This is a genomic window from Streptomyces sp. bgisy130 (assembly GCF_057708345.1).
In genome coordinates this window covers 119,946-133,880 of record NZ_JBYISA010000013.1, presented here as the reverse complement: position 1 = coordinate 133,880, position 13,935 = coordinate 119,946, and the positions used below count along the sequence as shown (strand labels likewise).

The 13,935-nt window shown below is 70.1% G+C and carries 13 protein-coding genes; 7 read left to right on the top strand and 6 right to left on the bottom strand.

Annotated elements, in window-relative coordinates; genetic code table 11:
* Positions 1 to 122 precede the first annotated feature (122 nt).
* Genes AC3EUV_RS19490 through AC3EUV_RS19480 form a run of 3 tightly spaced genes read left to right on the top strand, consistent with a single transcriptional unit; the run spans position 123 to position 1,878 of the window.
* On the top strand, positions 123 to 767 hold the full coding sequence (locus AC3EUV_RS19490) for a TetR/AcrR family transcriptional regulator (RefSeq protein WP_435603438.1): 645 nt from the start codon (positions 123 to 125) through the stop codon (positions 765 to 767).
* The gene (locus AC3EUV_RS19485; protein ID WP_435603437.1) at positions 764 to 1,474 is read left to right on the top strand and encodes a VC0807 family protein; all 711 of its coding nucleotides are present in this window, start codon (positions 764 to 766) and stop codon (positions 1,472 to 1,474) included. Before AC3EUV_RS19490 ends, AC3EUV_RS19485 begins: the two co-directional genes overlap by 4 nt.
* Positions 1,475 to 1,482: 8 nt before the next feature.
* Positions 1,483 to 1,878 carry an FAD-dependent monooxygenase gene (locus tag AC3EUV_RS19480; RefSeq protein ID WP_435603436.1) on the top strand — a complete coding sequence of 132 codons (396 nt, stop codon included), beginning with the start codon at positions 1,483 to 1,485 and terminating at the stop codon, positions 1,876 to 1,878.
* On the opposite strand, the gene AC3EUV_RS19475 is transcribed toward AC3EUV_RS19480, so the two are convergent.
* The 4 genes from AC3EUV_RS19475 to AC3EUV_RS19460 all read right to left on the bottom strand — a co-directional run bounded on the left by AC3EUV_RS19475 (position 1,807) and on the right by AC3EUV_RS19460 (position 5,780).
* On the bottom strand, positions 1,807 to 2,985 hold the full coding sequence (locus AC3EUV_RS19475; protein ID WP_435603435.1) for a hypothetical protein: 1,179 nt from the start codon (positions 2,983 to 2,985) through the stop codon (positions 1,807 to 1,809). The genes AC3EUV_RS19480 and AC3EUV_RS19475 overlap by 72 nt on opposite strands.
* Positions 2,967 to 3,707 (bottom strand): ABC transporter ATP-binding protein, encoded by a 741-nt coding sequence (locus AC3EUV_RS19470; RefSeq protein WP_432145865.1) that lies wholly within the window; start codon positions 3,705 to 3,707, stop codon positions 2,967 to 2,969. The genes AC3EUV_RS19475 and AC3EUV_RS19470 overlap by 19 nt, the downstream gene beginning before the upstream one ends.
* Positions 3,708 to 3,921: 214 nt before the next feature.
* Complete coding sequence (locus AC3EUV_RS19465) at positions 3,922 to 5,283, bottom strand: aspartate aminotransferase family protein (protein WP_432145864.1); 1,362 nt, start codon at positions 5,281 to 5,283, stop codon at positions 3,922 to 3,924.
* 2 nt (positions 5,284 to 5,285) lie between these two features.
* Positions 5,286 to 5,780: an Lrp/AsnC family transcriptional regulator gene (locus AC3EUV_RS19460; protein WP_432145863.1), complete on the bottom strand. Its 495-nt coding sequence runs from the start codon at positions 5,778 to 5,780 to the stop codon at positions 5,286 to 5,288.
* A 170-nt stretch (positions 5,781 to 5,950) separates the two neighbouring features.
* Here AC3EUV_RS19460 and AC3EUV_RS19455 point away from each other — a divergent pair, with 170 nt between their 5' ends.
* Together AC3EUV_RS19455 and AC3EUV_RS19450 are read left to right on the top strand one after the other, a co-directional pair.
* Positions 5,951 to 7,405 (top strand): gamma-aminobutyraldehyde dehydrogenase, encoded by a 1,455-nt coding sequence (locus tag AC3EUV_RS19455; protein WP_432145862.1) that lies wholly within the window; start codon positions 5,951 to 5,953, stop codon positions 7,403 to 7,405.
* Between the two features lie 121 nt (positions 7,406 to 7,526).
* Positions 7,527 to 8,708 carry a polyamine ABC transporter substrate-binding protein gene (locus tag AC3EUV_RS19450; RefSeq protein WP_435603434.1) on the top strand — a complete coding sequence of 394 codons (1,182 nt, stop codon included), beginning with the start codon at positions 7,527 to 7,529 and terminating at the stop codon, positions 8,706 to 8,708.
* 258 nt (positions 8,709 to 8,966) lie between these two features.
* Here the strand turns inward: AC3EUV_RS19450 and AC3EUV_RS19445 are convergent, their stop codons facing one another.
* Both AC3EUV_RS19445 and ybiA read right to left on the bottom strand, forming a co-directional pair.
* The gene (locus AC3EUV_RS19445; RefSeq protein ID WP_432145860.1) at positions 8,967 to 9,986 is read right to left on the bottom strand and encodes an adenosine deaminase; all 1,020 of its coding nucleotides are present in this window, start codon (positions 9,984 to 9,986) and stop codon (positions 8,967 to 8,969) included.
* A 193-nt stretch (positions 9,987 to 10,179) separates the two neighbouring features.
* Complete coding sequence (gene ybiA / locus AC3EUV_RS19440; RefSeq protein ID WP_432145859.1) at positions 10,180 to 10,803, bottom strand: riboflavin biosynthesis intermediates N-glycosidase; 624 nt, start codon at positions 10,801 to 10,803, stop codon at positions 10,180 to 10,182.
* Positions 10,804 to 11,004: 201 nt separating this feature from the next.
* On the opposite strand from ybiA, the gene AC3EUV_RS19435 reads away from it, so the two are divergent.
* On the top strand, positions 11,005 to 12,522 hold the full coding sequence (locus AC3EUV_RS19435) for a gamma-aminobutyraldehyde dehydrogenase (protein WP_435603433.1): 1,518 nt from the start codon (positions 11,005 to 11,007) through the stop codon (positions 12,520 to 12,522).
* Positions 12,523 to 12,663: 141 nt separating this feature from the next.
* Positions 12,664 to 13,911: an ABC transporter substrate-binding protein gene (locus AC3EUV_RS19430; RefSeq protein WP_432145857.1), complete on the top strand. Its 1,248-nt coding sequence runs from the start codon at positions 12,664 to 12,666 to the stop codon at positions 13,909 to 13,911.
* The last annotated feature ends 24 nt before the right edge of the window (positions 13,912 to 13,935 follow it).

Genomic DNA, 13,935 nt, shown 5'->3' with positions numbered 1-13,935 from the left:
GCCTGTGTGGTGCCGTACCGCCCGGCACTCGTCCTTGGTCACGCGGTACTCGCTGCGCGGCTGCCCGTTCCGTTGCCGCCACGGTCTTGCTCGGCTGAGCAAATCTCGCTACCTTCTTGCTCATGCAAGCAAAAAACAGCACGGCCAAGCAAAAAGCGGCACGCGGGGACGGGCCCTCCTTCACGGAGACGGGACGCCGCGCACAGATCGTCGCTGCGGCGATCGAGGTCATCGCCGAAACCGGGTACCACCGGGCCTCCTTCGTGAAGATCGCGAAGCGCGCCGGGCTGAGCAGCACGGGGATGATCTCGTACCACTTCGACGGGCGGGACGACCTGATGCGCGAGGTCGTCACCGAGGTGATGCGGCTCGCGGAGGGCTACCTCCGCCCCCGTATCGAGGCCCACGAGAGCTACGCGACCCGGCTGCGCGCCTCCATCGAGGGCAACCTCGACCTGTTCGCCGCATACCCGAAGCACCTCGCGGCGATCGTCGAGATCCTCGCCAATCTCCGCGGCGGCGACCCCGGCATGGTCGCCTTCCTCGACACGACGGAGGCCAACCTCGCCGTCCAGGTGGAACAGCTCCGCACGGCACAACGGACCGGTGAGTTCCGCGACTTCGACCCCTGGGTGATGATGCGGGCAATCCGCGCCGCCATCGACGACGTGGTGCGCCGCGCCACCCACGATCCGGGTCTCGATGTACGGGCCGCCGGCCGGGAGCTGGCGGACCTGTTCGACCACGCCACCAGAAGCACGTCATGACCACGGACACGGGGGAACACACCATGGCCACGCCACGCGCACCGCAGACCGACACCGACGGGCCCGCCGCGGCGCCCGTCCCGGGCCGCACCGCGGCGCTGCGCCGGCGGCTCGCCGCGCAGCTGCTCTTCGAACTCGTCCTCCCGCTCGGCTCCTACTACGGGCTGCGCGCGGCCGGCGCCGGCCAGTGGCTCTCGATGGTCGCCGGCGGTGTGCTGCTGCTGCCGTGGATCGGCTACGGCATCGTGCGCCGGCGCCGCGTGGAGGCGATGGCGGTGTTCACGCTGAGCCTGGTGGTGGCCGGCACCCTGCTGTCCCTGATCAGCGGCAGCCCGCGGGTGCTGATGATCCGCGACAGCTGGCTGACTGCCGCGATCGGACTCTGGGTGCTCGGCACTCTGCTCACCCGGCGCCCGTTCATCATGTCGGCCTCGCTCGGCATCGTCATCGCCAAGGTCGGTGAGGCCGGACTGGCCCAGTGGGAAGCGCGGTGGGACACGGAGCCGACGTTCCGTCACCACCTGCGGCTGGTCACGGCGGTGTGGGGCGCGGTCTTCCTGCTCGACGCGGTGCTGCGGGTGGTGCTGGCGTACACGATCCCGGTGGACGCCTTCCCGCTCACCAGCACCGTGCTCTGGCTGGCGCTGCTCGGCGGGCTGCTCACCTGGCACAACTGGTACCTCACCCGGCACGGCATGAAGCTGTAGGGGGAGCCGTGGACACCGACGTCGAGGTGCTGATCGCGGGGGCCGGCCCGACCGGCCTGCTGCTCGCCAACGAGCTGGGCCTGGCCGGGGTGCGGACGGCCGTCGTGGAGCGGCGCGTCAGCGCTCGTGGCCACGGCGGAGGGGTGGGCCGACCGCCACGTCTGCTGGGCCGGCCCGGGCGACGACACCGACGGCCTGCGCGCCGCCCTCGCCCGCTGGTTCGGTGCGCCCCGGAGCCGCCCGCCCCGGGTGCCCGACGGTGGCGCGCCCGGCCGGCCGTGCTGACGGGGACCCGCGCCTTCAGCGGGACGGACCGCCTGGGCCCCGCGTCCTCAACGCACCAGCGGAAGCGTGGCCATCTCCGCGACGGTCCAGGTCAGGGGGGCCAGGACGAGGACCAGTGACAGGAAGCGGAGGGCCGCGGCGCGGTGGAGGACCGAGGCGGAGGCGCCCAGGCGGCGGAGGGCGGCTGTGGTGTGGGCACGGGCCGAGCGGGACTCCACCGCGGCGGTGAGGGCGCTGGCGGTGACACAGGCGAGGACGACCGCCGCGCCGACCGCGGTGAGCGGGCCGAACGGGCTGGCGGGGGAGGCCTCGTAGACCTTCGCGGCGGCGTACGCGGCGGAGGCGACCGCGCACAGCACCCCGAGGGGGCGGCCGAGGCGATGCGACTCCTCCTGGAGTACGCGGCCGGACAGCAGACGCAGTGCGCCGGGGCGGCCGGCACAGAGCAGCCGCCCGCACAGATGCACCAGCCCGGGACCGGCCAGCACGAGACCGAAGGCCGACAGCGCCCAGCCGGCCAGCACGCCGGGCGGGCTGCCGACCAGCCGGCCGGGCAGTGGCAGCAGGCCGCCGGGGGCGTGGGCGCCGCGGCTGGTGTACGCCTCGATCGCCAGGCCGGCCGCGGCCAGCGCGATGCCCCAGGGGAGGCCGGAGGGCGGGGCGGTCCTGGGGCGGCTGTCGCGCTCGGGCGCGCCGGCCTCGTCACGGGGGCGCAGGGCAACGGCGGTTGCGGCCGCGGCGGTCAGCGGCACGGTCGCCAGCAGCAGCAGGGCGCCGACGAGCGGCACCGGGTGGCCGGTACCGAGCAGATCGGAGTCCAGACCGAGGGAGGACGGGCGGCCGAGCTGCCCCGGGCCGAGGTCGCCGCGCAGCCGGAGGAAGGCCAGCAGGGCCAGCGCGACGCCGAGGAAGCAGGTCAGCGCGGTGGAGGCGGTGGCGAGCAGGGTGAGCCGGAGCGGGCCCAGGCCGGCGGCGGTCATCCCGCGCTGGAGGCGGGCGGCCGGGTCCGTACGCGCCGTGGACACCGCGAACTGGGCGGTGGCGGCGAGCGGGGCCGCGCACCACAGCAGGCGCACCAGCGACTCGTCGGCCGCGGACGGATGACCGGCGGCATGGCCGAGGGTGGACAGCAGAAGGAAGCCGGTGCCGGCCGCCGCGGCGGTGACGGAGAGGCGGCGCAGCAGGACGAGGGGGCGCGAGCCGCGGGCTAGACGGAGAGCGAGCACTCTGCCCTGCTTTCCTCATCGGAGGCGCCGTCGGTGGCGGGCGCACCGCTCGACTGGTGGCCGTCGAGGAGCGCGAGGGACCGGTCGGCGAGCGTGGCGGCATCGGGGTCATGGGTCGCCAGGACCACGGTGATCTGGTGCGAGCGCGCCGCGGTGGTGAGGGTGCGCAGCACCTGGGTGCCGTCGGCGCGGTGCAGCGGGGCGGTCGGCTCGTCGGCGAACAGCACCTGGGGCGTGGTGGCGAGCGCGCGGGCGATGGCGATGCGCTGGCGCTGGGACTGGTCGAGCTGCGCGGGGCGGCGGTTCGCGCACATGCCGACGTCGAGGCGGTCCAGCCATTCCAGGGCGGTGTGCTTGGCGGGGCGGGTGCCGGTGCCGCGGAGCAGGAGGGGGAGGGCGGCGTTCTCCCAGGCGGTGAGTTCGGCGACGAGGTGCGGTTCGGTGTCGATCCAGCCGAACCGGTCCAGCCGCAGCCGTTCGCGGCTGGGGGAGGAGAGGGTGTGCACGGGGGAGCTGTTGAACCACACCTCGCCCTCGGCCGGGACGAGTTGACCGGAGAGACATTTCAGCAGAGTGGTCTTGCCACTGCCGCGCGGGCCGGTGACGGCGAGGATCTCGCCTTCGGGGACGCCGACGGAGACTCCGGTGAGGGCGGAGGTGCCGCCGTACGCGTGGTGCAGGCCGCGGGCCCAGAGAACGTCGTTGTCAGGCGGGGCCACCATCTGCGCACCTCTTGTTGTAGGCGTCGAATCGTTCCCCCGACCGGGTGAACGACCATGGAGGGTATCGGTCACAAGCACGGTAAGGATTGGTGACCCCCGGTATTCGCCGCTTGGCAGCACAACGGCCCAGATTCACTCGTATGGCTTGAAGTGAGTGAATCCGGGCCGCTGGATATTCAATTGTGTACGAGTGGACCGGTAGGTGCCGTGAGGGTCAGAGCTTGGTCCAGGCCTCGGTGAGGACCGTGCGCAGAATCTGCTCGATCTCGTCGAAGACCGACTGGTCGGCGATCAGCGGCGGGGCGAGCTGGATGACCGGGTCGCCACGGTCGTCGGCGCGGCAGTAAAGACCGTTGTCGTACAGCGCCTTGGAGAGGAAGCCGTACAGGACGCGCTCGGTCTCCTCGTCGTTGAAGGACTCCTTGGTGGCCTTGTCCTTGACGAGTTCGATGCCGTAGAAGAAGCCGTTGCCGCGGACGTCGCCGACGATCGGCAGGTCGTGCAGCTTCTCCAGGGTGTTCAGGAAGTTGGCCTCGTTGTCGAGGACGTGCTGGTTGAGGCCCTCGCGCTCGAAGATGTCGAGGTTGGCGACACCGACGGCCGCGGAGACCGGGTGGCCGCCGAAGGTGTAGCCGTGCAGGAAGGTGTTGTCGCCCTTGTAGAACGGCTCGGCCAGGCGGTCGGAGATGATGCACGCGCCGATCGGGGAGTAGCCCGAGGTCATGCCCTTGGCGCAGGTGATCATGTCCGGGATGTAGCCGAACTTGTCACAGGCGAACGTCGTACCCAGGCGGCCGAAGGCGCAGATGACCTCGTCGGAGACGAGCAGCACGTCGTACTGGTCGCAGATCTCGCGGACCCGCTGGAAGTAGCCGGGCGGCGGCGGGAAGCAGCCGCCGGCGTTCTGCACCGGCTCCAGGAAGACCGCGGCGACCGTCTCCGGGCCCTCGAAGAGGATCTGCTGCTCGATCTGGTCGGCGGCCCAGCGGCCGAACGCCTCGGGGTCGTCGCCGTGGATCGGGGCGCGGTAGATGTTGGTGTTCGGGACCTTGTGCGCGCCGGGGACCAGCGGCTCGAAGGGGGCCTTCAGACCGGGCAGACCGGTGATGGACAGGGCGCCCTGCGGGGTGCCGTGGTAGGCCACCGCGCGGGATATCACCTTGTGCTTCATCGGCTTGCCGACGAGCTTGAAGTACTGCTTGGCCAGCTTCCAGGCGGTCTCGACTGCCTCGCCGCCACCGGTGGTGAAGAAGACCTTGTTGAGGTCACCGGGGGCCTCGTTCGCCAGCCGCTCGGCCAGCTCCACCGCCTTGGGGTGGGCGTAGGACCACACGGGGAAGAAGGCCAGCTCCTGCGCCTGCTTGAAGGCGGTCTCGGCGAGCTCCACCCGGCCGTGGCCGGCGTTGACCACGAAGAGGCCGGCGAGCCCGTCGATGTAGCGCTTGCCCTTGTCGTCGTAGATGTTGGTGCCCTCGCCGCGCACGATCGTGGGCACGGGGGCATTCTCGTACGACGACATGCGGGTGAAGTGCATCCACAGGTGGTCGTATGCCGTCTTGGAGAGGTCGCCGCTCATTGCTATCTCGTTCCCCAGGTGTAGGTCTGCTTCCGGAGCTTGAGGTACACGAAGCTCTCGGTGGATCGGACGCCGGGAAGCGTGCGGATCCGCTTGTTGATCATTTCCAGGAGGTGGTCGTCGTCCTCGCAGACGATCTCGATGAGGAGATCGAAGGAGCCTGCCGTCATGACGACGTACTCGACCTCTTCCATGACCGTCAGGGCGTCGGCCACGGGGTCCAGGTCACCTTCGACGTTGATGCCGACCATTGCCTGCCGACGGAAACCGACCGTGAGGGGGTCGGTGACCGCGACGATCTGCATCACGCCTTGGTCGAGCAGTTTCTGTACGCGCTGGCGTACCGCCGCTTCGGACAGGCCGACGGCCTTGCCGATCGCGGCGTACGGACGGCGCCCGTCCTCCTGGAGCTGCTCGATGATCGCCAGGGAGACGGAGTCGATCGTCGGGGTTCCGGTTCTGTCATGACTGTTTCGAGAGGCCGCCACGCCGTTCACTGTGCACGAGCCTCGTCTGTCTTGCAACCCCAAAGCGATGAAATTAGTCGTCTAGCGATCAGAATTTCACTGATTCCGTTGTTCCTGGGTGGCGGGTGTGTTGAAAACGTGGGTTCCATGGCTAGGGTGGATGTCCAAACCACCAGACTTCTGACTGAAGGGGGCGCACAGTGACCACCGCACTGCGTCGTCTGCGCAACTACATCGACGGGGAGTTCCGGGACGCCGCCGACGGGCGGACCACGGAGGTGGTCAACCCCGCCACGGGTGAGGCGTACGCCACCGCCCCGCTCTCGGCCGCCGCCGACGTGGACGCGGCGATGGCCGCAGCCGAGGCCGCCTTCCCCGCCTGGCGCGACCTGATCCCGGCCGAGCGCCAGAAGGTCCTGCTGAAGATCGCCGACCGCTTCGAGGAGCGGGCGGAGGAGCTGATCGCCGCCGAGTCGGAGAACTGCGGCAAGCCGGTCGCGCTCGTACGCTCCGAGGAAATCCCGCCGATGGTGGACCAGATCCGCTTCTTCGCGGGTGCCGCCCGGATGCTCGAAGGCCGCTCGGCCGGCGAGTACATGGACGGCTTCACCTCCATCATCCGCCGCGAGCCGGTCGGCGTTTGCGCCCAGGTCGCGCCGTGGAACTACCCGATGATGATGGCCGTGTGGAAGTTCGCCCCGGCGCTGGCCGCGGGCAACACCGTCGTCATCAAGCCGTCCGACACCACCCCGGCCTCCACGGTGCTGATCGCCGACATCATCGGCAGCGTGCTGGACGAACTGGGCCACTCCCGCGGCGTGTTCAACGTCATCTGCGGTGACCGCGAGACCGGCCGGCTGATGGTCGAGCACAAGGTCCCGGCGATGGCCTCGATCACCGGCTCGGTGCGCGCCGGTATGCAGGTCGCCGAGTCCGCCTCCAAGGACCTCAAGCGGGTCCACCTGGAGCTGGGCGGCAAGGCCCCGGTCGTCGTCTTCGAGGACACCGACATCCCCAAGGCCGTCGAGGACATCTCCGTCGCCGGCTACTTCAACGCCGGCCAGGACTGTACGGCCGCCACCCGCGTGCTCGTCCACGAGTCCATCCACGACGAGTTCGTCGCCGCGCTGGCCAAGGCCGCCTCGGAGACCAAGACCGGCGCGGTCGACGACGAGGACGTGCTCTACGGCCCGCTGAACAACGCCAACCAGCTCAAGCAGGTCAAGGGCTTCATCGAGCGGCTGCCCGCACACGCCAAGATCGAGGCGGGCGGCGAGCAGGTCGGCGAGAAGGGCTACTTCTTCGCCCCGACCGTCGTCTCCGGCCTCAAGCAGGACGACGAGATCGTCCAGCACGAGGTCTTCGGCCCGGTCATCACCGTCCAGTCCTTCAGCGACGAGAAGCAGGCCGTGGAGTGGGCCAACGGCGTCGAGTACGCCCTGGCGTCCTCGGTGTGGACCAAGGACCACGCCCGCGCCATGCGGATGTCCCGGAGCCTCGACTTCGGCTGTGTGTGGATCAACACCCACATCCCGCTGGTCGCCGAGATGCCGCACGGCGGATTCAAGAAGTCCGGTTACGGCAAGGACCTGTCGGCCTACGGCTTCGACGACTACACCCGGATCAAGCACGTGATGACCTCGCTGGACGGCTGAGCCGGGGAAACCCTTCCCGTCGGGCGCCACGGAACGCTCGACACACCGTCGCGGGCGGAGGCCCGGCAACTGACGCTCTGTCGCTTGCCGCCTCCGCCCGCAGCACGTGAGAGTGCTCGCCATGGCAGATCTTTCGCGGCGGGCGCTGCTCCGGGGCACGGTCGGACTGGGTGTGACGGGGGCGCTGGCCGCCATGACCGGATGCGGGGTGCCGCCGGCCTACGTCGAGGCGGCGGACCGCGGCGGCCCGGACCGGTCGGCACGGGACCGCAGGCTCGTCTTCGCCAACTGGCCGCTCTACATCGACGTGGACGACCACCACACACAGCGCCGCCCCACCCTGGACGCCTTCGAGCGGCGCACCGGGATCTCCGTCACGTACACCGAGGAGATCAACGACAACGACGAGTTCTTCGGCAAGATCAGCCCGGCGCTGATGAATCACCAGAGCACCGGCCGCGATCTCATCGTCATGAGCGACTGGATGTGCGCCCGGTTCGTCCGGCTGGGCTGGGTCCAGGAAATGGACCGCGCCGCCCAGCCGCACGTCGCCCGGCATCTCGATCCGCTGCTGCGCAACCCGCACTTCGACCCCGGCCGCACGCACTCGGTGCCCTGGCAGTCCGGGATCACCGGCATCGCCTACAACCGCAAGAAGCTCGGCCGGGAGATCAAGCACACCGCCGACCTGTGGAAGGACGATCTGCGCGGCCGGGTCACCCTGCTCTCCGGGCTCGATGAATCATTCGCCCTGCTCATGCAGGGCGACGGGGTGGACGTCACCCGCTGGACGGCCGACGACTTCCACCGGATGACCGACCGGATCCGCCGCCTGGTGAGCAAGGGACACATCCGGCGGTTCACCGGCAACGACTACATCAAGGACCTGGACTCCGGGGATGTGCTCGCCGCGCAGGCTTACTCGGGCGATGTGATCCAGCTCCAGGCGGACAACCCGGACATCGAGTTCGTGGTGCCGGAGGAAGGCGCGGAGCTCTGGGCCGAGAGTCTGCTGATCCCGAACCTCGCGGAGCACAAGCGCAACTCCGAGCGGCTGATCGACTACTACTACCGCCCGGAGGTGGCCGCGGACCTGGCCGCCTGGGTCAACTATGTCTGCCCCGTACCGGCCGCGCGCGACATCCTCGCCTCCTCCAAGGACAAGGAACGCGCCGCGCTCGCCGAGGACCCGCTGATCTTCCCCGACGACGCGATGCGCAAGCGGCTGGTCATCGCCCGCGACATCACGTCGAAGGAGCGGACCGAGTTCGCCAAGGAGTGGAACGGGATCGTGGGGTTGTGAGTCCCGGCTGGTGAGTCCCTGCTGGCTGTGCGGGCCATGTGGGGGTCTCTGGCGTGCGGTGTTCTGTGCCCGTGCGGTGTTCTGTGCCGTGTGTGGCTCTGTGCCCGTGCGGTGCTCTGTGCCGTGTCGGTTGTTCGCTGCCGTGGGGCGCCTCCTTATATTCCGGCAACGATTACGGAGAGTAGTTGGTTCCCGGCGTTACGTGATGCCCCTGGCGTTGGGTGATGCGGTGCGTGACGGCGTGAGAGGGCGTGAGGGTCAGTGCCATGACGCTGTGTATGCGTCGATCTCGGCCGCGAGGCGGGTCTTGGCCGGGGTGTCCATGAAGGAGGCGTCGACGGCGTTCTTGGCGAGGGTGGCCAGGCCGGTGGTGTCCAGGCCCAGGAGGCGGGCGGCGACGGCGTATTCGGTGTTGAGGTCGGTGCCGAACATCGGGGGGTCGTCGCTGTTGATGGTGACCAGCACGCCCGCGTCGACCATCTCCTTGAGGGGGTGCTCCTCCAGGGTGCGTACCGCGCGGGTGGCGATGTTGGAGGTGGGGCAGACCTCCAGCGGGATGTGGTGTTCGGCGAGGTGGGCCAGCAGCCGGGGGTCCTGGGTGGCGCTGGTGCCGTGGCCGATGCGCTCGGCGCCCAGCTCGTTGAGGGCGTCCCAGATCGTGCCGGGGCCGGTGGTCTCCCCGGCGTGCGGTACGGAGTGCAGGCCGGCCGCGCGGGCGCGGTCGAAGTACGGCTTGAACTGCGGGCGCGGCACCCCGATCTCCGGGCCGCCGAGACCGAACGAGACCAGGCCCTCGGGCTGAAGATCACAGGCGATCCTGGCGGTCTCCTCCGCGGCCTCCAGGCCCGCCTCACCGGGGATGTCGAAGCACCAGCGCAGCACCACGCCCAGCTCCGACTCGGCCGCCTTCCGGGCGTCCTCGATGGCCTCGACGAACGCGGCGTCGGGGATGCCGCGGTGGGTCGAGCTGAACGGGGTGAGGGTCAGCTCGGCGTAGCGGATCTGCTGGCGCGCCATGTCGCGGGCGACCTCGTACGTCAGCAGCCGGACGTCCTCGGCGTCGCGGATCAGGTCCACGACGGAGAGATAGACCTCGATGAAGTGCGCGAAGTCGCGGAAGGTGAAGTAGTCGACCAGCGCTTCGGGGTCGGTGGGGACGGCGGAGTCGGGGTGCCGCGCCGCCAGCTCGGAGACGATGCGCGGGGAGGCCGATCCGACGTGGTGGACGTGCAGCTCCGCCTTGGGCAGGCCCGCGATGAAGGCATCGAGATCGGACAACGGTTCCTCCTGGTCAAAGGGCGCGCGGGGGTGCGCGGATCGGCCTGGCCATGCTAAGCGGGACGGGGCCGGCCGGGGGCGGGGTCCCCGGACATCGTCCGCACCCGGCCGGGCGTATGCGGACCTCGCCCGCACCCGGCAGCCCGCACGGTCTGTCCTACGCCCCCGCACCCGGCCGGCCGGCAGGTCCGTCCTAAGCCCCCGCGCCGGCCGCTTCCCGCAGTCGCTGGCGGGCCGCCATCAGCGCGAAGCCCAGCAGGTTCAGACCCCACCAACGCGCCGGGTCCGCGGCCCGCTCGTCGTCGGCGGCGAGGCCGATGCCCCATATCCGGTCCACGGGGCTGGCCTCGACCAGCACCCGGGAGTTGGTGCCGAGCAGATACTCCCGCAGGGCGGTGTCCTGGCCGAACTTGTGGACGCTGCCCTCGGTGACCAGGCCGAAGCGGTGCCACTGCCAGGTCTCCTCGTCGAAGCCGCGGACCGTGCGCCCGGCGTCCTTGGCCTGCTTGGGGTGGCGCGCGGCGAGCACCCGCCGCTCCGCCTCCGCGTCGCCGAACAGCCGGGCCTTGCCGGCCATCATCCAGTGCTCCGCGGTGGCGTAGCGGACGCCCTCGACGGTGAAGGGGGCGGGCCACCACTGGCTGAAGCAGCTCACGCCCAGGCTGCCGTCGCGCCGGGGGCTGTGGCCCCAGAAATGGACGTATTTGAGACGCTTGCCGGTGGCGGTCTGCCGGCGCAGCTCCTCGACCGAGCGGGGCCCGTCCGCGACCGGCCCGGCCGCGTCCCCCGTGGTGATCCCCGTGCTGTCGTGCATCATGCCGGGATTCTGTCAGCGGGCACTGACAACGTGTCGGGGTCCCCGAGGGTGAAATCGCAGAATCCGTCGCGTAACCAAAAGGCAACAACGGAATCCCTTGTTGAGGCCGCTCTCCTCTGTCAAGATCGGCCATCGATTCCGGAAATAGCTACGCCAGACAATGCCGCTGAGCGGCTCCGGCGCCCGGCGGAGGAGAGCACCATGGATCACCGATTCGATGTCACCGAGCGGTTCGCCGAGGGCGCGCAATTCATCGCGGGCAGTCTCCGCGCCGGCAGTTCCGGCCGCACCCAGGACGTCGTGGACCCGGCGACCGGCGAGACGGTGTACTCCTACGAGCTCGCGGGGACGGCGGATGTCGACGCGGCCGTGGACGCCGCCCGGCAGGCGTTCCCGGAGTGGGGCGGCGCCACACCGGGGGAGCGCTCCGACACCCTGCACCGCTTCGCCGCCGCGCTCACCGAGGACGCCGCCGATCTCGCCTACGCGGAATCGCTGAACTGCGGAAAGCCGATCAAGCTCAGCAACGAGTTCGACGTACCGGGCTCGATCGACAACGCGGCCTTCTTCGCGGGCGCCGCCCGTCATCTGGAGGGCAAGGCGGCCGGCGAATACAGCGCCGACCACACCTCCGTCATCCGCCGCGAACCGATCGGCGTGGTCGGCTCCATCGCCCCCTGGAACTACCCGCTCCAGATGGCCGCCTGGAAGGTGCTGCCGGCCATCGCCGCGGGCAACACCATCGTGCTGAAGCCGGCCGAGATCACCCCGTTCACCTCGCTGCTGTTCGCCCAGGCCGCCCAGCGCGCCGGGCTGCCCGACGGGGTGCTCAACATCGTCTCCGGGGCGGGCCGGGACGCCGGTGAGCGCCTCGTCGGCCACCCCTCCGTCGCGATGACCTCGTTCACCGGCTCGACCGCCGTCGGCAAGCGCGTCGCGGAGATCGCCACCGGCACGGTCAAGCGGCTGCACCTCGAACTCGGCGGCAAGGCCCCCATCGTCGTCTTCGACGACGCCGATCTGGAGGCCGCCGTCCATGGAGCGGTCGCCGGATCGCTGATCAACACCGGCCAGGACTGCACCGCCGCCACCCGCGCCTACGTCCAGCGCCCGCTCTACGACGCCTTCGTCAGCGGCGTCGCCGACCTGATGGCGACCGTACGGCTCGGCGACCCCTTCGACCCGTCCACCGACCTGGGCCCGCTGATCTCGCACGCCCAGCGCGACCGGGTGGCCGGCTTCGTCGACCGGGCGCGCGGCTACGCCACGGTCGTCACCGGCGGCGAGGCCCCCGGTGGCGCGCTGGCCAAGGGCGCCTACTACCGGCCCACGCTGATCGCCGGGGCCGCGCAGGACAGCGAGATCGTGCAGTCCGAGATCTTCGGTCCGGTGCTGGTCGTGCTGCCCTTCGACAGCGACGACGAGGGCATCGCGCTGGCCAACGACACCCCCTACGGGCTGGCCGCCTCCGCCTGGAGCCGGGACGTCTACCGCACCGGCCGCGCCGCCCGCGAGATCAACGCGGGCTGCGTCTGGGTCAACGACCACATCCCGATCCTCAGCGAGATGCCGCACGGCGGCGCCAAGGCATCCGGCTACGGCAAGGACATGTCGGCCTACTCCTTCGAGGAGTACACCCAGGTCAAGCACGTCATGTACGACAACACCGCGGTCGCGCGCAAGGACTGGCACCGCACGATCTTCGGGGACCGCCCGTAAGGGCTGTCCGCCGCAGGGCACCACCCAGCACCACCGAGCCCCCCACTGGGCCCACCCCATGGGCCCACCCAGCGGCCAGCGCCGCGCGGCATCGTCACCACCGGCCGAGCGCCGGGCTCATCCCCTGAAAGGGCACTGCGCATGGAGCACCACGAGCAGCCCGAACCCCTGTCCCCGGCCGAACTCACCGCCATGCGCCATAGCCTGACCGACGGTCGGCTCGCCATGACCCGCCGCTCCCTGCTGCGCGCGAGCGGTGCCATGGCGGCCGCGATCGGCGGCCTCGGTGCCCTGTCGGCCTGCGGTATCCCGCCCGCGGGCCGTACGGACGCCGGCCGCTCCGAGGACCATTCCAGGGCGGAGAAGCGGATCAGCTTCTCCAACTGGACCGAGTACATGGACGTCACCGACGACGGCAAGCACCGGCCCACCCTGGAGCACTTCACCAAGCGCACCGGCATCGCGGTCAAATACACCGAGGACATCAACGACAACGACGAGTTCTTCGGCAAGATCCAGGCCCAGCTCGCGGCGGGCCAGGACACCGGCCGGGATCTGATCGTGCTCACCGACTGGATGTGCGCGCGGATGATCTCCCTCGGCTGGATCGAGTCGCTGGACCCGGCCAACCTGCCGCACGCCTACACCCATCTCTCGCCGCAGTTCCGCAATCCCGCCTGGGACCCGGGCCGCGCGCACTCCTACCCCTGGCAGGGCATCCCGGCGATCATCGCGTACAACAAGAAGGCCACCGGGGGCCGCAAGGTCGACTCGATCAGCCAGCTGCTGGAGGACCCGAAGCTCAAGGGCCGGGTCGGCTTCCTCTCCGAGATGCGCGACAGCGTCGGCCTGACCCTGCTGGACATGGGCAAGAAGCCCGAGGACGTCACCGCCGACGACTACGACGCGGCGATAGCCCGGCTCCAGAAGGGCGTGGACGCCAAGCAGATCCGCCGCTTCACCGGCAACGACTACACCACCGACCTGGACAAGGGCGACCTCGCCGCCTGTGTGGCCTGGGCGGGCGATGTCGTCCAGCTCCAGAACGACAACCCGGACATCGGCTTCGCCGTCCCCAAGGCCGGCTACATGACGTCCACCGACAACCTCATGGTGCCGAACAAGGCCCGCCACAAGCAGAACGCCGAACGGCTCATCGACTACTTCTACGAGCCGAAGGTGGCGGCGAAGATCGCGGCGTACATCAACTACGTCTGCCCCGTGGAAGGCGTACGCGAGGAACTCGCCAAGATCGACAAGAAGGCGGCCGCCAACCCGCTGATCATCCCGGACCAGGAGATGGCCGAGAAGTCCCACTCCTTCCGTGCTCTGTCCGCCAAGGAGAACAAGGCGTTCACTCAGAAGTTCTCCGACCTCACCGGCGCCTGATCCCCCACCCCGCAGGCCCGCCCG

Coding starts and splice junctions, on each gene's coding strand:
- AC3EUV_RS19490 (WP_435603438.1), top strand. CDS start 123: ATGCAAGCAAAAAACAGCACGGCCAAGCAAAAAGCGGCACGCGGGGAC.
- AC3EUV_RS19485 (WP_435603437.1), top strand. CDS start 764: ATGACCACGGACACGGGGGAACACACCATGGCCACGCCACGCGCACCG.
- AC3EUV_RS19470 (WP_432145865.1), bottom strand. CDS start 3,707: ATGGTGGCCCCGCCTGACAACGACGTTCTCTGGGCCCGCGGCCTGCAC.
- AC3EUV_RS19465 (WP_432145864.1), bottom strand. CDS start 5,283: ATGAGCGGCGACCTCTCCAAGACGGCATACGACCACCTGTGGATGCAC.
- AC3EUV_RS19450 (WP_435603434.1), top strand. CDS start 7,527: ATGGCAGATCTTTCGCGGCGGGCGCTGCTCCGGGGCACGGTCGGACTG.
- ybiA (WP_432145859.1), bottom strand. CDS start 10,803: ATGATGCACGACAGCACGGGGATCACCACGGGGGACGCGGCCGGGCCG.
- AC3EUV_RS19435 (WP_435603433.1), top strand. CDS start 11,005: ATGGATCACCGATTCGATGTCACCGAGCGGTTCGCCGAGGGCGCGCAA.
- AC3EUV_RS19430 (WP_432145857.1), top strand. CDS start 12,664: ATGGAGCACCACGAGCAGCCCGAACCCCTGTCCCCGGCCGAACTCACC.